This window comes from Pseudomonas asiatica, assembly GCF_040214835.1.
In the GTDB taxonomy this organism is placed as follows: Bacteria; Pseudomonadota; Gammaproteobacteria; order Pseudomonadales; family Pseudomonadaceae; genus Aquipseudomonas; species Aquipseudomonas putida_Z.
The window spans coordinates 2,336,281-2,355,803 of the sequence record NZ_CP157874.1; the positions used below are offsets into that span (position 1 = coordinate 2,336,281).

The 19,523-nt window shown below is 66.5% G+C and carries 14 protein-coding genes; 10 read left to right on the forward strand and 4 right to left on the reverse strand.

The annotated features are described in order from the left end of the window. Window positions 1–2 precede the first annotated feature (2 nt). Window positions 3–872, reverse strand: a complete 870-nt coding sequence (locus ABNP31_RS10495) for an ABC transporter permease (protein WP_075045581.1) — start codon at window positions 870–872, stop codon at window positions 3–5. After that, window positions 869–1,888: an ABC transporter ATP-binding protein gene (locus tag ABNP31_RS10500; protein WP_085663317.1), complete on the reverse strand. Its 1,020-nt coding sequence runs from the start codon at window positions 1,886–1,888 to the stop codon at window positions 869–871. Before ABNP31_RS10500 ends, ABNP31_RS10495 begins: the two co-directional genes overlap by 4 nt. Window positions 1,889–2,137: 249 nt before the next feature. On the opposite strand from ABNP31_RS10500, the gene ABNP31_RS10505 reads away from it, so the two are divergent. Beyond that, on the forward strand, window positions 2,138–2,965 hold the full coding sequence (locus tag ABNP31_RS10505) for an IclR family transcriptional regulator (protein ID WP_350013285.1): 828 nt from the start codon (window positions 2,138–2,140) through the stop codon (window positions 2,963–2,965). 101 nt (window positions 2,966–3,066) lie between these two features. Here the strand turns inward: ABNP31_RS10505 and ABNP31_RS10510 are convergent, their stop codons facing one another. Beyond that, window positions 3,067–4,920, reverse strand: coding sequence for an ABC transporter ATP-binding protein (locus ABNP31_RS10510; RefSeq protein WP_350013286.1), 1,854 nt, complete (start codon window positions 4,918–4,920; stop codon window positions 3,067–3,069). Window positions 4,921–4,952: 32 nt separating this feature from the next. Then, window positions 4,953–5,075 (reverse strand): hypothetical protein, encoded by a 123-nt coding sequence (locus ABNP31_RS10515; RefSeq protein ID WP_256578927.1) that lies wholly within the window; start codon window positions 5,073–5,075, stop codon window positions 4,953–4,955. 684 nt (window positions 5,076–5,759) lie between these two features. Between ABNP31_RS10515 and ABNP31_RS10520 the strand changes: the two genes are divergently transcribed. From ABNP31_RS10520 to bcsC, 9 genes are read left to right on the forward strand one after another with little or no spacing between them, the layout of a single operon-like run. Further along, window positions 5,760–7,250, forward strand: coding sequence for a BcsE family c-di-GMP-binding protein (locus ABNP31_RS10520; RefSeq protein ID WP_350013287.1), 1,491 nt, complete (start codon window positions 5,760–5,762; stop codon window positions 7,248–7,250). Continuing rightward, complete coding sequence (bcsF, locus tag ABNP31_RS10525) at window positions 7,247–7,432, forward strand: cellulose biosynthesis protein BcsF (protein ID WP_039613316.1); 186 nt, start codon at window positions 7,247–7,249, stop codon at window positions 7,430–7,432. Before ABNP31_RS10520 ends, bcsF begins: the two co-directional genes overlap by 4 nt. After that, window positions 7,425–9,044 (forward strand): cellulose biosynthesis protein BcsG, encoded by a 1,620-nt coding sequence (bcsG, locus tag ABNP31_RS10530; protein ID WP_350013288.1) that lies wholly within the window; start codon window positions 7,425–7,427, stop codon window positions 9,042–9,044. The genes bcsF and bcsG overlap by 8 nt, the downstream gene beginning before the upstream one ends. Further along, window positions 9,041–9,259, forward strand: coding sequence for a cellulose biosynthesis protein BcsR (gene bcsR / locus ABNP31_RS10535; RefSeq protein ID WP_085663323.1), 219 nt, complete (start codon window positions 9,041–9,043; stop codon window positions 9,257–9,259). Before bcsG ends, bcsR begins: the two co-directional genes overlap by 4 nt. Beyond that, window positions 9,256–9,963, forward strand: a complete 708-nt coding sequence (gene bcsQ / locus ABNP31_RS10540) for a cellulose biosynthesis protein BcsQ (RefSeq protein ID WP_085663324.1) — start codon at window positions 9,256–9,258, stop codon at window positions 9,961–9,963. The genes bcsR and bcsQ overlap by 4 nt, the downstream gene beginning before the upstream one ends. After that, complete coding sequence (gene bcsA / locus ABNP31_RS10545; RefSeq protein ID WP_350013289.1) at window positions 9,960–12,569, forward strand: UDP-forming cellulose synthase catalytic subunit; 2,610 nt, start codon at window positions 9,960–9,962, stop codon at window positions 12,567–12,569. Before bcsQ ends, bcsA begins: the two co-directional genes overlap by 4 nt. Further along, window positions 12,569–14,848: a cellulose biosynthesis cyclic di-GMP-binding regulatory protein BcsB gene (gene bcsB / locus ABNP31_RS10550; protein WP_414058118.1), complete on the forward strand. Its 2,280-nt coding sequence runs from the start codon at window positions 12,569–12,571 to the stop codon at window positions 14,846–14,848. Before bcsA ends, bcsB begins: the two co-directional genes overlap by 1 nt. Further along, window positions 14,848–15,963 (forward strand): cellulose synthase complex periplasmic endoglucanase BcsZ, encoded by a 1,116-nt coding sequence (gene bcsZ / locus ABNP31_RS10555; RefSeq protein ID WP_085663327.1) that lies wholly within the window; start codon window positions 14,848–14,850, stop codon window positions 15,961–15,963. Before bcsB ends, bcsZ begins: the two co-directional genes overlap by 1 nt. Further along, window positions 15,951–19,469, forward strand: a complete 3,519-nt coding sequence (gene bcsC, locus ABNP31_RS10560; protein WP_350013290.1) for a cellulose synthase complex outer membrane protein BcsC — start codon at window positions 15,951–15,953, stop codon at window positions 19,467–19,469. The genes bcsZ and bcsC overlap by 13 nt, the downstream gene beginning before the upstream one ends. The last annotated feature ends 54 nt before the right edge of the window (window positions 19,470–19,523 follow it).

A 19,523-nucleotide genomic window follows, 5' to 3' on the forward strand; every position in this document is an offset into this window, starting at 1 on the left:
GTTCAGACTCCAAGTGCGCGTTTGTAGCGGCGTTCGACCAGCCGGTTCCAACTGAGCATCACCAGCAGGTTGATCAGCAGCAGGGCCACGGCGATGGTGGCACCCATCGGCCAGTTCAGTTCGGCCAGGTACTGGTCGTAGATCATGGTGGCGACCATCTTCAGCCGGCGCCCGCCCAGCAGACCGGGGATGGCGAACGAACTGGCGGCCAGGCCGAACACGATCAGCGTGCCCGACAGCACGCCGGGCATGATCTGTGGCAGCACGATGCGGCGGAACACCGTCCACTGGCTGGCACCCAGTGACAGCGCGGCTTGCTCGGCAGCCGGGTCGAGCTTCTGCAGCGAGGTCCACACCGGGATGATCATGAACGGCAGCATCACGTGGACCAGGCCGATGATCACCGCAAAGGGCGTATACAGCAGCTTCACCGGCTGCCCGCCGAGGGCAGTGATGCCCTGGTTGACCAGGCCGTCGGCGCCCAGCAGCAGGCTCCAGCCGAAGGCCCGCACTACCACCGAAATCAGCAGCGGGGTCAGCACCAGGATCAGGAAGATCGAGCGCCACGGCGCGCCCATGCGGCTGAGCACCAAGGCCTCGGGGATGCCGATCAGCACGCAAAGCAGGGTGACCAGGGCGCTGATCCAGAAGGTGCGGAAGAAGATCTCGTAGTAGTAGGTGTCGGTCACCAGGCTCAGGTAATGGCCGAGGGTGTACTGGCCGGCCTGGATGCCGCTGCTGTAGTCGAACGCGTTGAACGACAGCAGCACGGTCAGCCCCAGTGGCACCACCAGCAAGGCCAGGAACAACAGCAGCGCCGGCATGCTGAGGCCGTAGCCCCAGGCGCTGCTGCGCAGTTTTGCCGCGCTCATGCCGCCACCTCGCCAGCGTTCAGTACCCGCAGCAGGGCATCGTTCCAGTCCAGGCCGACCTGTGTGCCTTCATCCAGCGGTGTGTTGCCGTCGTTGGCACGCACCACGGCCAGGTTGCCCAGAGCGGTGTCGACCCGATACAGCCACTGGCTGCCGAGGAAGTAGCGGCAGCTGATGCGGCCTGCGAGCTTGCCGCTACCGGCCGGGCCGAGGCTGATTTTTTCCGGGCGCAGGCTGAGGGTCAGCGGGCCCTGGGCATTCGCCTGCGGTTGCCCGCCGGGGCCGGTTACGCCGCGCAGGCGGTTGGCCTTGCCGACAAAGTCGGAAATGAAGGGCGTACCCGGGTGTTCGTAGAGGCGGTAGGGGTCATCTACCTGGGTGATGCGCCCGGCCTCCATCACCACCACCCGGTCGCTGATCGACAAGGCCTCGGCCTGGTCGTGGGTGACCATCAAGGTGGTAATGCCGACCTCGTTCTGGATGCGACAGATCTCGAACTGCATTTCTTCACGCAGGTGGGCGTCCAGGTTGGACAGCGGTTCGTCCAGTAGCAGTACCGGCGGTTCGATCACCAGTGCGCGGGCCAGGGCCACCCGCTGACGCTGGCCGCCGGAGAGTTCGCGCGGGTAGCGCTCGGCATGCTTGTCCAGACGCACCAGCGCCAGGGCCTGGTCGACCCTGCGGGCGATGTCGGCGTTGGCCACCTTGCGCATGCGCAGGCCAAAGGCGACGTTGTCGCGCACGGTCATGTGCGGGAACAGCGCGTAGCTCTGGAACACCACGCCCAGGCCTCGGCTGGCCGGCTTGGCGTGGGTGATGTCGCGGCCGTCGAGGACAATGCGGCCGCTGGTGACCTCGACGAAGCCGGCAATCATTTGCAGGGTGGTGGTCTTGCCGCAGCCCGAAGGGCCAAGCAGGGAGACGAACTCGCCTTTCTCGATGGCCAGTGACGAGCTGGCCACTGCCTCCGTGGCGCCATAGCGCTTGCAAAGCTTGTCGATCAACAGAAAGGTCATGGCTGTGCTCCATCGCAAACGGAACCGGGGTCAACCGGCAGTTTCAGGGTGGGCAGAGCGCCAGCGGCGAAAAGCAATGCTTTTACGGACGTTGGCGCTCGCTTCTGTGGCGGCGGCCGATGTTGTGATATCGCCCTATGGACCGGAGAGTAGGGCAATGATTAGGATGGCGACAAAGGGTAATTTCACTGGGTGACAGCTATTTTGAAATTATTCCACTGAATGGAATTTTTAAGGGTTTGACGAAAAATGGATTCCGATAAGCGAAATGAGCAGGCCAAGGAAGTAGGTGTCAGTGCGGTGTCGCGTTTGTTCGCCGTGTTGCGTGCGCTGGGAGAATGCGGCGGCGAGGGCGAGAAGGTCAGCCAGCTGGCGCAGCGGGTTGGCCTGGCGCAACCCACAACCCACCGCCTGCTGCGCAGCCTGATTGAAGAAGGCATGGTCGATCAGTGCGCGACCAGCAAGCGCTACCGGCTGAGCCTGGATTTTTTTGCCTTGGCGGCCAAGGCCGGGCAAGTCGGCAACCTGCGCGATGTGGTGCGCCCCAGCCTGCTGCGGTTGTCGGCCTCGCTGGGCGATTCGCTGTTCCTGCTGGCGCGCTCGGGGTTCGATGCGGTGTGCCTGGACCGCAGCGAAGGGCCATACCCGATCCGTACCTTCACCGGCGATATTGGCGGCCGTGTGGCCTTGGGGGTGGGGCAGGGCAGCCTGGCAATCCTGGCCTTCCTGCCGGAGGAGGAGCGCGACGAGGTGATCCGCTACAACCTGCCGCGGCTGAAGGATTTCCACCATTACGACGAAGTCATGCTGCGCGCCGAAATCGACAATGTGCGCAGCCTCGGCTATGCCGGGCGCAATACCGGAGTGCTCGATGGCATGGCCGGCCTGGCGGTGCCGATCCTCGATCGTAACGGCCATGCGGTGGCGGCCCTGAGCGTGGCGACCATCAGCGACCGCCTGGGGCCCAACCGCATGCCGACCGTGGTGGCGCTGCTCAAGCGCGAGGCGGCGGCGATTGGCGAGCGGGTCAACCCGTTCGACCCGGTGCTACGCCGGCCTTCGCATGTGTTTGGTTGAGCTGCAGGCCCGGAGAACTCAGTACGCAAGCGGTCCGCGTACCGTGTGGGAGCGGGCGTGCCCGCGAAGAATCCAACGCGGTGCCTGATCCCACCTCCTGCCTACTCCATCGCCTCGGCCACGCCCTGGTCCTCACCCAGGAACCCGCCGCTCTGGTGCTGCCACAACCGCGCATAAGTACCATTCTTCGCCAGCAGTTGCGCATGGGTGCCTTGTTCGATGATGCGCCCTTCATCCATCACGATCAGCCGGTCCATGGCCGCAATCGTCGACAACCGGTGGGCGATGGCGATGACGGTCTTGCCTTGCATCATTTCATCCAGGCTTTCCTGAATGGCCACTTCCACTTCCGAGTCCAGCGCACTGGTGGCTTCGTCCAGCAGCAGGATCGGCGCGTTCTTCAGCATCACCCGGGCAATGGCGATGCGCTGGCGCTGGCCACCAGACAGCTTGATGCCGCGCTCTCCCACCAAAGTGTCGTAACCGGTGTTGCCCTGGCGGTCGCTGAGCTGGCTGATGAAACCATCGGCCTGGGCATTGGCCGCAGCGGCGCGGATCTGCGCTTCGGTGGCATCTGGGCGGCCATAGGCGATGTTGTCGCGAATCGAGCGGTGCAGCAGCGAGGTGTCCTGGGTGACCATGCCGATGGCGCTGCGCAGGCTGTCCTGGGTGACCTTGGCCACGTTCTGCCCGTCGATGCGGATTTCTCCACGGTCCACGTCGTAGAAGCGCAGCAGCAGGTTGATCAAGGTGGACTTGCCAGCGCCGGAGCGGCCGACCAAACCGACTTTTTCGCCCGGGCGGATGTGCAGGCTCAGGTCGTCGAGTACCTGACGCTCGCCGTTGTAGTTGAAGCCGACCTTGTCGAAACTCACCGCGCCCCCCTTGGTTACCAGCTCGGCAGCGCCGGGCGCATCCGTTACCTTGGGGCCGCGGGTGAGAGTGGCCATGCCGTCCTGCACGGTGCCGATGTTTTCGAACAGCGAGGTTATCTCCCACATGATCCAGTGCGACATGCCGTTGATACGCAAGGCCATGGCGGTGATCGCCGCCACCGCCCCGGTGCCGACCTGGCCCTGGTGCCACAGCCACAGCGCATAGCCACCGGCAGCAATGATCAAGCCCACCACCAGCGCCTGGTTGACGATTTCGAACTGGCTGACCAGACGCATCTGGCGAAAACCGGTCTGCTTGAAGTCCTCCATGGCCGCGCGCGCGAAGTGCGCTTCGCGGTTGGCGTGCGAGAACAGTTTCACCGTGGTGATGTTGGTGTAGGCGTCAGAAACCCGCCCGGTCATCGATGATCGGGCGTTGGCCTGCTCCTGGCCGACCTTGCCCAGGCGTGGCACGAAATACAGCATGGCCAGGCCGAACAGCACGACCCAGGCAATGAATGGCAGTATCAGTTTCAGGGCAAAGCCACCGGCCAGGGCAATGATCGCGATGAAGTACACACCGATCCCGGGCAGGATCTCGATGAGGGTGAACAACACATCGCGTACCGCCAGCGCCGTCTGCATCACCTTGGTGGTGACCCGGCCGGAAAACTCGTCAGAAAAGAACGACAGGCTCTGGCGCAGCATCAGCCGGTGAAAGTCCCAACGCAGGCGCAGCGGCAAATTGATCGCCAGTACCTGGTGCTGAAGCATGGTGCGCAGCGCCACCAACCCGATGCTGACCAGCAGGACCACGCCGATACCCCACAGCACCCGGGTTTCTTCAGGGCCGACGGCCCCGCCGGCCTGCCAGGCCGAAAGCAGGTCCACGACCTGGCCGAGGAAGGCGAACAGCCAGGCTTCGTAGATCGATACCCCGGCACTGAGCAGCGCAAGCGCCAGGATGTAGCCGCGCGCGCCCCGGGTGCAGGCCCACATGAAGCGCAACAGGCCAACCGGTGGCGGTGGTATCTCGTCAGGGGGGAAGGGGTCGAGCCATCGTTCAAAAATACGCAGCATGCTTGTCTCCGAAAATCAGCTTTTGCCTGGCGCTAACCATACAGATCACTCAGGCGTGCGGGGGTTCGTGCAGTGTCGTTCTGGCACTCGCTGACCGGCTTGCCGCTGTCCAGCGCTTCCAGCACGGTCCACCGCGTCGCCTGCTTCGCGGGCATGCCCGCTTCCACACGTCCGGCGCAGGCTTCGCGCTCACGCTGTACCAGTGGGAGCGGCCGTGGCCGCGAACACCGGCGCAGCCGGTGCCATCCACCGCGTCGCCTGCTTCGCGGGTGAACCCGCTCCCACAGGCACTGCGCAGGCTTCGGGCTCGCGCTGTACCTGTGGGAGCGGCTTTAGCCGCGAACACCGGCGTAGCCGGTGCCATCCACCGCGCAGTCTGCTTCGCGGGTGAACCCGCTCCCACAGGTCCGGCGCAGACTTCGGTCTCACGCTGTACCTGTAGGAGCGGCTTTAGCCGCGAACACCGGCGCAGCCGGTGCCATCCACCGCGTCGCCTGCTTCGCGGGCATGCCCGCTCCCACAGGCACTGCGCAGGCTTCAGCCTCACGTTGTACCTGAGGCAGCCTTGTGCTGCGAAGCGCCGGGCGGGCGGCGCTCGATCTCACAGGCACCAAACATCCCCAGACATGTACCTGCTGCTAACAATTTTTTGCAATTCATTACATTTCTGCTTGATTTCATTTTGCCTCCCTGCTGTAGAATTGACGGGTTCGGTTGTTAGCTAGTAATTTCGTTGTTTTTTTGACGCTCATCATCGAGCCTCAGCGGCGCATGTGCCCGCAGCCACCTCTCAGAGCCGTTTCAATCTACTTTTCAGAGCCAGTGTTTTGACGAATGGAATGCCGTGGTTGGCTATTTCCGGCTTAGGCGCCGAAAGCAGCCAGCTTCATGTACAAGGACTGTATTGGTTGGCCTGTGACAACGCAGAAGACGCCACCGTGCTATGCCGCCAGGTGGTCGGGGGACTGCCCGAGCACGTTCGCGCAGCCCTGGTCGCCGATGCGCAAGCCATCGGTGATGTGCTGGGTGCGCTCGATGCCGCGCAGGGCCCAGCCGAACTGGCGCTGTACGAAGCCGACCTGCAAGCCGCCCGGCACCTGGTCGATGACCTGCCGCGTATTGACGCCGCCGGGCGGGTGCTGGTGCTGTTGGCGCCCGCCGACGTCTGGGGTGCCGGCAACGTCGAAAGCTGGTGCAACGCGCTGCGCCCGGTCCTGTTGGCCGAGGCCACGCTATTGCTGGTCATCAGCAGCGGCCAGAGTGCCGGGCTGGTAGAGCGCCTGCGTGCGTTCAATCAGGGCGTCGATGGCCTGGCCCAGGTGTACCGCGGCAAAGGCGGGGTGCGCTACCTGCAGCATTTCTGGAGCAACCCGCTCGGCAAGATCGGTACGCGCGATGTGGAACTGGCGCGGCTTGAAGCGGGCTTCGCCGCCGCCGGGGCGCCGCAGGCCCCCAGCGACACCGGTGGCGACGAGCTGTTATGCCTGGCCCAGCGCCCGGTACTGGAAGGTGCACCAGCCTTCTCCGAGCACTGGCAGGTCTGCGAGAGCCTCGAGGAACTGGGTGCCAAAGCTGGCAGGGCGGTTTCCGCCACGGTCATCTTTGCCATGGACGGCGTGCAGCGCCTGGATAGCCTGGCGCGCCAGTTGCACCGCTTGCGCCAGTTGCGTGGCAGTGCCCTGAAGCTGGTGGTGCGCGAGATGGCACCGACCCTGCGCTACCAGGACGAACAACTGCTGCTGGCCTGCGGGGCCAGCCAGATCGTGCCGTTCGGCGCCAGCCTGTCGCGCTTCCTGACCATGGTCGAGAGCATCCAGGGTTACCTCTGGCGCCGGCGCCTGCCAAGCGATTTCGATGCCTTGCTCGCACGCCTGCGGCCGCTGGCAATCTGCGGGCTGGTGGCGCCGCGCGCGTTCGCCGAAGCGGTGCAGACCATGTGGCACGGGGTGCGCAACGGCGAAATCGCCCACCAGTTGCTGGTGTTGCGCCCGGCCCCAGGGCTGACCCCGCTGCAAGCCTGTTCGCGCACGGTGTTCCGCCGCGACGGCGACATCGCCTGCGTGGTGGGCGATGTGCTGTTCCTGTTCCTGTTCGCCTGTCGCTCCGAAGGCGTCGAGCAAGCCCTTGACCACATCTTCCAGTTGTCGTGGAAAGAGTTGTTCATCAGCCAGGAGGTGCTTGCCGGTGTCGACAGCCTGGCCACCCCGGCCTTCCTCGACGACAGCGTGCCACAGCCACCCCGGCTCGACGCGGCGGCGCAGCTGCCCACCCAGGCCAGGCCGGCCCTGGCGCCGCGCCGGGTGGCCCTGGGCAAGCGGGGTACGCAATGAACTTCGTGCAACTGCTGCAAGTGGTCGGCATCACGGCGCTGGTCACCTTGGCGCTGGCCCTGCTGCTGTTGCGCCTGCGCGCCACGCTGCGCGGCTGGTTGCGCCGCCGCCTTCCACCCCGTTACCTGAAACCGCTGGGCGTACGCCACCGTGCTGCACGCCAGGAACCCCGTAATGACTAATACATCCGCCACCCTCCCGGTACCGGCCCGTTGGCCTGGACTGGGAGGGTGGAACCTTTACTTCCTGGCCAAGTTCCTGCTGGTCGCCCTTGGCATGCTCGACTTCCAGGCGCTGCCGAACCTGTTGTTCGCCGCGTTTCTGCTGCTGCCGTTGCCGGGCAAGTGGCTGCGAATCGCGCGGCAGCTGGTGGCCGTACCGGTCGGCATCGCGTTGTTCTACCAGGACACCTGGCTGCCGCCCTTCAGCCGCCTGCTGGCGCAGCCGGGGGTGTTCGATTTCTCGTGGGACTACCTGCTCGAACTGCTCGGCCGCTTCATCAACTGGAACCTGCTGGGCGCGCTGGCGCTGTTGCTGGTGGGTTACCTGTACCTGCGCCATTGGCTGCGGCTGAGTACCTTGAGCCTGCTGGGGCTGGCGTGGCTGGCGGTCGGCGGCCTGCCAGCGCTGGGGTTCAATGCGGGCCAGGCGCCTGGCGCCGCGGCTGCCAGCCCCACCGAGCAGGCGCAGGCAACCGCGGTTGCCGACAATGCCACGCTCGACAGCTGGCTCGAGCGGTTCTTCGCCAGTGAGCGTGAACGGGTGACAGCCTTCCCGGCCATGAAGGCCGATGAGCAGCCGTTCGACCTGCTGGTGATCAACATCTGCTCGCTGGCCTGGGATGACCTGTCTGCCGTCGGGCTGCGTGACAACCCGCTGTTCTCGCGCCTGGACGTGATCTTCGACCAGTTCAACTCGGCCACGTCCTACAGTGGGCCGGCCGCCATCCGCGTGCTGCGTGCCAGCTGCGGGCAGTCGTCCCACGCCGGGCTGTATCAGCCGGCCCCTGAGCAGTGCCTGTTGTTCCAGAACCTGGCCAGGCTCGGCTTCCAGAGCAACACCTTGCTCAACCACAGCGGCCGCTTCGACAACTTCATCGGCGATATCACCCAGCAGCACATGCCGCAACCCGGCCTGCGCAACACCGACTTCCCGCGGGCACTGGTCGGCTTCGACGGCTCGCCGATCGCCAGCGACCTGGAGGTGCTGCGCCGCTGGTGGGGGCAGCGCAAAGGCGCGCCCGCCGAGCATGTGTCGCTGTTCTACAACAGCATCAGCCTGCATGACGGCAACCGTATCGTCACCGCCGACGGCGGTACCCGCGTGGCCGATTACGCCACCCGCGCCACCCGGCTGTTCGGCGAGCTTGGCAGCTTCCTCGATGAACTGGAGCGCAGCGGCCGCCGCGTGGTCGTGGCCATTGTCCCGGAACATGGCGCCGCGCTGCATGGCGACCGCATGCAGCTGTCGGGCATGCGTGAAATCCCCACCCCATCGATTACCCATGTGCCGGTCGGCCTGAAGTTCATCGGCATGGGCCAGCCTGCCCGCAGCGAGCCGCTGCATGTCTCGGCACCCACCAGCTACCTGGCGCTGTCCGAGCTGATCTCGCGCGTGTATGCGGGCCTGGGCCAGCAGCAGGTGCTGGATGTGCCCAGCCTGCTGAGCGACCTGCCGACCACCGAACAGGTCGCGGAAACCGCAGGTGCACAAGTACTGAACTACCAGGGGCGCGCCTACATGCGCCTGCAAGGCCAGCCCGACTGGCAGCCTGTCCCGAAGGAGCGCCCATGATCACTGGCAAGGCAGACCCTGCCGACCGCAGCGACGATATCGCCCAGTTGCGCCAGCACCTGGACATGCCGGACCTGAACTACCAGGACATCTCATTGCTGGTGGGTGTCCAGCAGGCCTTGCAGCGCTGGCCACTGCTGGGTGAAAGCTGCCGGAGCAGCGCCCAGGGCACCTTGTACACGGTGGCGCCGCGGCGCCAGGTGCTGTCGCCATGACCAGCCTGGCGTTGCACGGCGTTCGCGGTGGCCTGGGGCGCAGCGCCTTGCTGGCCGCGCTGGGGCATGCGTTGCAGGGCGTAGGTGAGCGGGTGCTGCTGGTCGACCTGTGCCCAAGCAACCTGCTCGGCCTGCACTTCAATCTGCCCCTCGACACGCACGAGGGCTGGGCGCTTGCCGAGCGGGAAGGGCGGCCATACAGCGATGCCATGTACGAGGTGCTCGATGGCCTGTACCTGATGCCGTTCGGCAATCTGCCTGCCGGCACGCGGCCGCCGTTGCCCGACGCTGAAGCATGGCGCGCGCGCCAGGCCGAGCTGGCCGAACACTTCGACTGGTTGCTGTTCGACCTGCCGCAACTGCCGGCCGATGCCGCTGGCCAAAGCGTCGAGACTGACGTGCGGGTGTTGGTGGCCGAGGCCGAAATGGCCAGCCACCTGCTGCTCGGGCGCCGGCAGGTCGAGCACTACGACCTGTTGCTGGTCAACCGCTACGACCCCGCCAGCCGCTTGCAGAGCGACCTGCTGATGGTGTGGCGCGACCTGTTCCGTGATCGCCTGCCGATCCAGGTGGTGCACCGCGACGAGGCCTTCCTCGAGGCCCTGGCGTGCAAGGCACCGCTTGGCCACTACGCGCCGCAGAGCCTGGCTTGCCGGGACGTGCAGAGCCTGGCGGTGCGCTGCCTGACGAGGCGCCAGTCGTGACCCTGACCCCTCTGTCGGCCTACGCCTGGTTCCGCACACGTGGCGCGCGGCAGCCGGTCGCCTGGCTGTTTACCCTTGGCGTGTGGCTGGCCTTCCTGTTCCTGCGCCTGGAGTCGCCTGCCTGGCAAGCCCTGTTGGCCGAGCGGCAGCGGCTGTACCCGCAACTGGCGGGCAAGCGCCCAAGCCTGGGCGACCCGCTGCGCCTGCTGATCCAGAGCCTGTGGCTGCTGGTCCGGCGTCAACCGCTGCCTCGCGAACCGGGGTTTGCCCGGCGTGCCTGGGGGGCAGTGCGTGCGCAGCTGCGCGGTATGCGCCAGGTGCTGCGCCGTTACCATGGCCTGCTGATCGACCGCCTGCAGCAGCTGCCTGCGCGCTACCGCGCCAGCGCTTTCAAGCAGCAAGCCTCGGCACGCCTGCGCGGCTTGAGCGTTTTCGCCCGGTGGGTTTTCTACAGCGTGCTGACCCTGGGCGCCATCGGCCTGGCCGTGCTGTGCGTGACCGAACCGTTCGGCTACCTGGCGCAGCTGGTATTCATCTGCCTGCTGCTGGGCATTGCCCTGCTGGTGCGGCACATGCCGGGCCGCTTCCCGACCCTGATGCTGATCGTGCTGTCGACGCTCATCTCCTGCCGCTACCTGTGGTGGCGCTACACCTCGACCCTGAACTGGAACGACACCACGGGCCTTGTGTGCGGGGTGATCCTGCTGGCGGCAGAAACCTATTCGTGGTTCGTGCTGATCCTGGGCTACATCCAGACCTGCTGGCCGTTGCAGCGCAAGCCGGCGAACCTGCCGGCAAATCCGGCGCACTGGCCGACCGTCGACCTGATGATCCCCACCTACAACGAAGACTTGTCGGTGGTGCGCACCACGGTGCTGGCCGCCCTGGGCCTGGACTGGCCGCGCGAGTGCCTGCGCATCTATATCCTCGACGACGGCCGGCGCGAGACGTTCCGTGCGTTCGCCGACGAAGTGGGGGTGGGCTACATCGTGCGGCCGGACAACAAGCACGCCAAGGCCGGCAACCTCAACCATGCGCTGGGCGTGACCGACAGCGAGCTGATCGCCATTTTCGACTGCGACCACGTGCCGGTGCGCTCCTTCCTGCAAATGACAGTCGGCTGGTTCCTCAAGGACCCGAAGCTGGCGCTGGTGCAGACGCCACACCATTTCTTCTCGCCCGACCCGTTCGAGCGCAACCTGGGCTCGTTCCGCCGTCGCCCCAATGAAGGCGAGCTGTTCTACGGCCTGATCCAGGATGGCAATGACATGTGGAACGCGGCGTTCTTCTGCGGCTCGTGTGCCGTGCTGCGCCGTACCGCGCTGGAGAGCATCGGCGGTTTCGCCGTCGAAACCGTGACCGAAGATGCCCATACCGCCTTGCGCATGCACCGCCAGGGTTGGTCATCGGCCTACCTGAGCATTCCGCAGGCGGCCGGCCTGGCCACCGAGAGCCTGTCGGCGCACATCGGTCAGCGCATTCGCTGGGCCCGGGGCATGGTGCAGATCTTCCGTACCGACAACCCGCTGTTCGGCCGTGGGCTGAGCCTGTTCCAGCGGGTGTGCTATGCCAACGCCATGTTGCACTTCCTGGCTGGCCTGCCACGGCTGGTGTTCCTGACCGCGCCGCTGGCGTTTCTGTTGCTGCATGCCTACATCATCTACGCCCCGGCGTTGATGATCCTGCTGTACGTGCTGCCGCACATGATCCACGCAAGCCTGACCAACTCGCGCATGCAGGGCAAGTACCGGCAGACCTTCTGGGGCGAGGTCTACGAGACCGTGCTGGCCTGGTACATCGCCCGCCCGACCACGGTCGCGCTGTTCGCGCCGAAGAAAGGCAAGTTCAACGTCACCGCCAAGGGCGGCCTGATGGAGCAGGAGCAGTTCGACTGGCGCATCGCCCAACCCTACCTGTGGCTGGCGGCGCTCAACGTGGCCGGCCTGGGCTTCGCCGTGTGGCGCCTGTTCACCGGCCCGACGGCAGAAATCGGCACGGTGATCGTCAGCTCGCTGTGGGTGATCTACAACCTGCTGATCATCGGCGCCGCCGTCGCCGTGGCTGCCGAAGTGCGCCAGGTGCGCCGCGCCCACCGGGTGCAGATGCGCTTGCCGGCGGGGCTGGTGCTGGCAAGCGGTCACGCCTACCCCTGTACCCTGGTCGACTACTCCGACGGCGGTGTCGGCCTGCAACTGCACCGGGGCCTCGAGTTGCAAGCGGGGGAGCGGGTGCGCCTGCTGCTCAACCGCGGCCAGCGCGAGTTCGCCTTCCAGGCCTGTGTCACCCGTACCGTCGGGCAACACGTGGGCCTGGTGTTCCATGACCTCGGCCAGCAACAGCGTATCGACCTGGTCCACTGCACCTTTGCCCGTGCCGATGCCTGGCTTGGCTGGAACGAGCAGCATGAGGTCGATCGCCCGCTGCGCAGCCTGGTCGACGTGCTGAAGCTGGGCGGTGTCGGTTACCTGCGGCTGGTCGAACACTTGCCGCCATGGGTGGGGGCGTTGCTGCGCCCACTGCACGCGCTGGCGAACTGGCTGGCCAGCTACAGGCCCCGCACACCGCAGCCTGTCCCTTCCTTGAACCCTGTTGATCGAGACGCATGATGACTGGTTATCCCGCGCGTACCTGGGGCCTGGCGATGGCGCTGCTTGCTGCCTTGTCGCAGAGCGCCGCTGCCGCCTCCGTAGCCCCGCTTGCCGAGCCAGCCGTACCCACGGTACCGAACTGGCCGGTTGCGAAAACCTTCGAGCAGCTCGGGCATGCGTCCGACAGCCTGTTGCTGGGGGTGCGCAACAGCGAGCATATCGAATTCGGCCTGCGGCGCGACCGCCTGGCCACCGACGCCAGCCTGCAGCTGGACTACACGCCATCGCCCGCACTGTTGCCGAACCTGTCGCACCTGCGCGTGTACCTGAATGACGAACTGATGGGCGTGGTGCCGGTGGAAAAGGATCAGCTTGGCCAGCGCGTGCGCCGTCAGCTGCCGCTGGACCCGAAGCTGCTCAGCGATTTCAACCGGGTACGCCTGGAGTTCGTCGGGCATTACACCGACATCTGCGAAGACCCTGCGCACAGCGGCCTGTGGCTGAACCTGAACCGCAAGAGCCAGGTGCAGCTGCACGAACAGGCCCTGGCCCTGGACAACGACCTGGCGTACTTCCCGCTGCCGTTCTTTGATGTGCGCGACACCGGCAAGGTAACGCTGCCGGTGGTGTTCAGCGGCGTGCCGAGCCTGGGCGAGCAGCGTGCGGCGGCGATCCTGGCGTCCTACTTCGGCAGCCAGGCCGGTTGGCGCAAGGCGACCTTCCCGGTGCTGTACGACAGCCTGCCGGCCCGTGGCGACAAACCCACGCCGAGCATCGTGTTTGCCAGCAACGACCGTCGCCCGGCCTTCCTTGCCGACCTGCAGCAATTCCCGCCGGTCGACGGCCCGGTACTGCAGATGATCGACCACCCGGACGACCGCTTCAGCAAGGTGCTGCTGGTGCTGGGCCGCAACGACGATGACCTGGTCAAGGCCGCCTCGGCGCTGGCGGTTGGCAACAACCTGTTCCGCGGTGCCCGGGTGAAGGTCGAGCAGATGACGGCACTGCAGCCGCGCCAGCCTTACGATGCGCCGAACTGGACACGCACCGACCGCCCGGTGCGCTTCGCCGAGCTGCTCGATTACCCCGAGCAGTTGCAGGTCAGCGGCCTGCAACCACGGCCGGTGACGCTGGAGCTGAACCTGCCGCCGGACTTGTTCGTCTGGCGCAACCAGGGCATTCCGCTGCGTACGCTGTACCGCTACACGGCCCCGGCAGTGAGCGACGAATCGCGGTTGAGCATCAGCGTCAACGACCAGTACATCACCAGCATGCCGCTGGTGGGCAATGACCGGCGCGGCGGTACGCTCGAGGAAATGCGCCTGGCGGTGCTGTCCGGTGACAACAGCGCATTGACCGAGAAGTCGCTGGTACCGGCGTTGAAGATCGGCGACCGCAACCGCCTGCGCTTCGATTTCAGCTTTGCCAGCACCCTGGGCAGCGCCCAGCGCGACCGCTGCCAGACCTCGTTGCCGGTGGATGTGCGCGCGGCGATCGACGACAACTCGACCATCGACCTGTCCGGTTACCACCACTACATCGCCATGCCCGACCTGCGCGCATTCGCCCGCAGCGGCTTCCCGTTCAGCCGCATGGCCGACCTTTCCGAAACGCTGGTCGTCATGCCGGCCAGGCCCACGGCGATGCAGGTGGGCACCTTGCTCGATGCGGTCGGCGGGTTGGCCGGACAGATCGGCTACCCGGCGCTTGGCCTGCGGCTGGTCGATGACTGGAAGCAGGCCGCAGCGGCCGATGCCGACTTGCTGCTGCTCGGCAGCCTGCCCGAGGCGCTGGGGGATGCGCCCAACCTTGGCCTGCTGCTCAGTGCCCAGCGGGACTGGCTGCTGCAAGGCCGTAGCACAGGGCTGCCGGGCAGCCAGCGCTTCGATACCGCGCCGGTGGCCGCGAGCAGCCGAGTGGCAGTCAGCGCGCAGGCGCCGATTGCGGCCATCACCGGGCTGAAGTCGCCCTTCCATGAGCAGCGCAGCGTCGTAGCCCTGCTGGCCAACAGCGATAGCGACCAAGCGTTGCTGCGCGATGTGCTCGGCGATGTGGGCAAGCTCGATGCGGTGGCCGGCTCTGTGACGCTGGTGCGCAGCAGCGGCGTCACCAGCCAGTTCGTCGGCGAGCACTACTTTGTAGGCGCGCTGCCGTGGTGGCTGCTGCTGTGGTTCCACCTGTCCGAACACCCGGTGCTGCTGGCGGCGATCGCGGCCATTTGCGTGGTGCTGTTTGCCTTCCTGTTGTGGCGGGCACTGCGCTGGGCAGGCAAGCGCCGTCTGGGCGAGGCGGGGTGATGATGCGTCAGTTGCTGGTGGGGCTGGTCGCCTTGGGCCTGCCCGTCGTCACGAGTGCCGCACCGGCTTGCAAATGGCCGGCCTGGGACCGCTTCAAGGCCGAACTGGTGAGTGTCGACGGTCGGGTCATCGACCCGAGCGACGAGCGCCTGATCACCACCTCGGAAGGGCAGAGCTACGCGCTGTTCTTCGCCCTGGTGGGCAATGACCGGCAAGCCTTCGCGCAGTTGCTGCGCTGGACCGGCAACAACCTGGCGGAGGGCGACCTGGCCCGGCATCTGCCCGCCTGGCTGTGGGGCCGTAACGGCCAGCAGCAGTGGCAGGTGCTGGATGCCAACAACGCCAGCGATGCCGACCTGTGGATTGCCTACAGCCTGCTGGAAGCCGGGCGGCTGTGGGACGAGCCGGCCTACACGCAGCTGGGCCAGCGCCTGCTGTGGCGTATCGCCGCGCAGACCGTGCGCAAGCTGCCGGGCCTGGGGGTGATGCTGCTGCCGGGGGACTACGGCTTCGAAGATGCTCGCGGCGCCCGCTTGAACCCCAGCTATTTGCCGCCGCAGTTGTTCGATCGCTTCAGCCTGGTCGACCCGTTGTGGGGCGAGCTGGCGGCCAACACGCGGCGTTTGTGGCTGGCTTCGTCGCCAAAGGGCTTTGCTCCGGACTGGCTGCTGTGGACGCCAGCCGGTGAACTGGCAGCGGACCCGCAACATGGCAGTGAAGGTGACTACGACGCCATCCGCGTCTACCTGTGGGTCGGCATGCTGGCCAAGGACGCGGCGCAGCGTGCCGAACTGGTGGCCCACTATGCCCCGATGGCGGCATTGACCACGCGCCAGGGGTTGCCGCCAGAGCATGTGGATGCGCAAAGCGGTATTGCCAGTGGCCATGGCCCGGCGGGTTTCTCTGCGGCGTTGCTGCCGTTGCTGGCAGCATCGCCGGAGCACGTCGCGGGCCTGGCGGCCCAGCGTCAGCGCCTGCGCGAGCAGCCAGTCGAAGCCAAGGCCTATTACAGCCAGGTGCTGGCGCTGTTTGGCCAGGGCTGGGACCAAGGCCGTTACCGTTTTGACCCGCACGGCCGCCTGTTGCCGGCCTGGAGCGCGCCATGCAGCGAATGATCGGTGTGCTGATGCTGGCGGCAGTGACCTGCCAGGCCACGGCACAACCCAAGGATGCCGGCGAACAGCGCCAATGGCTGCTGGACCAGGTGCGTCGCGGCGAGGCGCTGCATCGTGACGACCTGGTGCGCGATGCACTGGGGCGGCTGCAATTGCTCGAGCCGCGCAACCCGGATGTGTTGCTGGCGGCCCTGAGCCTGGCATTGCGCGAAAAGAACAACACCGAAGCCGAGCAGTTGAGTGCGCGGATCAATGCCATCGCGCCTGGCAGCTTGCAGGCACGCCAGGCCAGGCGCCTGCTCGAGCTGCAGCAGCCGGAGCGCGTGCGGCAATTGCAGCAGGCCCGCTTGCTGGCGGTCACCGGGCGCAATGAAGAGGCGCTGGCGGCCTATGAGCAGTTGTTCGCTGGTGAACCGCCAAACCTGGAATTGGCCCTGGACTACTGGCGCGTGCGCGGCAACCTCCCAGGCCAGCGCCCAGAAGCGATCAGGCAGCTGCAGCAACTGGACCAGCAGTACCCGGGCAGTGCCGGGCTGCGCCAGACCTTGGCCGGTTGGCTGTTCGCCGAAAATCGCGACCGCGAAGCCTTGGCCTTGCTCAACCAGCTGTCGCGCGACCCTGGCGCACGGGATGCCGCTGCCCAGCGGGAGTTCGACTACCTGTCCGGGCAAGCGGTGAGCGCCGCCAGCGCGGCGGCCTGGCAAGCGTTTCTCCAGCGTTACCCGGCCTCACCGTTGCAGGCGCAGGCCAGCGAGACCCTGCAACAGCAGCGCAAACTGCTGGCCGACCCGTCCTGGCAGGCTGGCCAGCGGGGCTTGGCATTGCTCGACAAGGGCCGCAACGCTGAAGCCGAAGCACAACTGCGCCGGGCGCTGCGCCAGTATCCGGATGATGCCAGCCTGCAGGGTGCACTGGGCTATGCGCTGATGCGCCAGAGCCGCTACGAAGACGCCAATGCGGCGTTCCGGGCGGCAAGTGCCAAGGAACAGGACACCTACTGGATCGGCCAGTGGAAGGACCTGGAGTCGTCCAGCCAGTATTGGGCCCTGCTCAGCAAAGGCGAGCGGGCACTGCAGGCGAAAGACCTGCGCGCTGCCCGTGCCATCTACCAGCAGGCACGCCAGCAGCGCCCGAAGGAGGAATACGCCTTGCTGGGCCTGGCGGATGTCTCGCTGGCCGAGGGCGATACAGCCGCCGCCGAGCGGCAATTCCTGCAGGTTCGGCGCATGGCACCGGATAACGAAAGTGCCGTGCGCGGCCTGGTGCGTGTGTACCAGGCGCAATCGCCCGACAAGGCGCGGGCGTACCTCGACAGCCTGTCGCCTCGGCAGCAAGCGCAGTTCGCCAGCCTGCGCCGCAGCCTGGAACTCGCACGCCTGCGCCAGCAAGGTGACCAGGCCATGCAGCGTGAGGACTGGGCGGCGGCCAGCCAGGCGCTGGGCCAGGCCACGGCCTTGGCCCCCGATGAGCCCTGGCTGGTCTACCAGCTGGCCAGCAGCCTGCGCCACCTGGGGCGCACCGCCGAAGCCGACGCGGCATTCGCCAGCATCGTGCAGCGCCAGCCGGGCGACCCATCTACCCGCTATGCCCATGGCCTGTTCCTGGAGTCCAGCGACCGCGATGCGCTGGCCCTGGACAGCCTGGGCGCGGTGCCGCAGGGGGCCTGGAGCGCGGACATGCATGCACTGGAGCAGCGTATCCGCCGCCGCATGACCCTGGCCTCGGCGCAGCAGCTGCAGGCGCAAGGCCGCACGGCTGAAGCGACCCGCCTGCTCGAGGCCAGCCTGGCGCGTGGCGAAGGCAGCACCGACGACCTGATGCTGCTGGCTGACTGGGCGGCGGCCAATGGTGAGCCTGGCAAGGCGCGCGGTTATTACCAGCGCGTGCTTGTCGTGCAGCCTGGGCAACCCCAGGCACGCCTTGGCGTGATCGAAAGCGCGGTGGCCGAAGGCAACCTGGCACAGGCCCGGCACATGCTGGCTGTGCAGGTACCGCAACTGGCTGCCGATGACAGCAACGCCAAGCGGCGCCTGGCGGCTGTCTGGGTCGCCTTGGGCGAACACGACCAGGCGGCCAGAATGCTCGACCAGATCGCAGCGCAGCAGCCTCGCCCCGACCCCTTGTTGCGGCGCGACGCTGCCCGCCTGGTGGCGCAGGATGACCCGCAACGGGCGCTGGACCTTTACGCCGCAGCGATGGCCGATGCGCAGTTGCTCGAGCGTGCTGCCGTGTCGCCACGGGATGACCGCGCACTGACGCTGGCCAGCCGTGAGCAGGATGACGACGACTGGCTGGCACGCAGCCTGCGCAGCGACGTCGATGCGCTGTATCGCCAGCGCAATACCCATGTGACGTTGATGCACGACTACGGTTGGCGCGAGGACGACGGCACGCCGGGCACGTCCGAACTGAGTACCCAGTCGACCCTGCTGCATGTCGATACCCCTTGGCAGGACGGCACCGCCTTTGCGCGGCTGGAGCGCATCGGCATGGATGCGGGGTCGTTCGAGCAGAACGACCAGGGGCGCTATACCCCGGATTTCGGCAGTTGCCAGTTTGTTGGCAGCACCGCTGACGGGAGGTCGCTCCCCGCGTGTGACGGCGGTTCGCAAACGGCGGACGGCAGCGTGCTGGCGCTGGGCTGGCAGGGCAGCCGCTGGGCCTTTGACCTGGGCACTACCCAGGGCTACGCGATCAACAACTGGCTGGGTGGCGCCACGGTCAACGGTGACCTTGGCCAGCTTGGCTGGTCGCTGACCGCTTCGCGGCGGCCGATGAGCAACTCGCTGTTATCGTTTGCCGGGGCACGTGACCCGCGCACGGGCGTGCGCTGGGGCGGGGTCACGGCCAATGGCGCCACACTCGGCCTGAGCTGGGACCAGGGCGGTGACAACGGCGTCTGGGCCAGCCTCGGGCACCACTGGCTGTATGGCGAAAACGTCGCCGACAACCAGCGCACCCGGGCTATGGCCGGCTGGTACCACCGCGTGGTGGAAAAAGCCGATGAGCGTGTGCGCGTGGGCCTTACGCTGATGCACTGGCGTCACGACAAGGACCTGGGCGGCTACAGCCTGGGGCAGGGCGGCTACTACAGCCCGCAGCGCTACACATCGGTTGGCGTACCGGTCAGTTATGCCTGGCGCAACTACGACTGGTCGGTGCTGCTGGAAGGCTCTGTCAGTTGGTCCCAGGCCCACAGCGGTCGCAGCCGCCTGTACCCGGACGCGCACGTCAACCGCAAGGTGCTGGCACAGTATGACGTTGGCTCCAACATCGACGCCATGAACGACGCCAGCGACAGCAGCGGGCTGGGCTACCGACTGCGCGGGCTGTTCGAGCGGCGCCTGAGCGACCAGTGGGTGTTGGGCGGCGGCTTCGACTGGCAGCACAGCGATGACTATGCGCCTAGCCATGGCATGCTCTACCTGCGCTACCTGTTCGAGCCGTGGCGAGGCAACCTGGCGCTGCCGGTGACGCCGCTGGAGCCCTATAGCGAGTGGCGTTGATTCCGAATGCAGACGCTGTGTGCGGATTTACCCGTGAAGAGTCGGGCCTGCAGG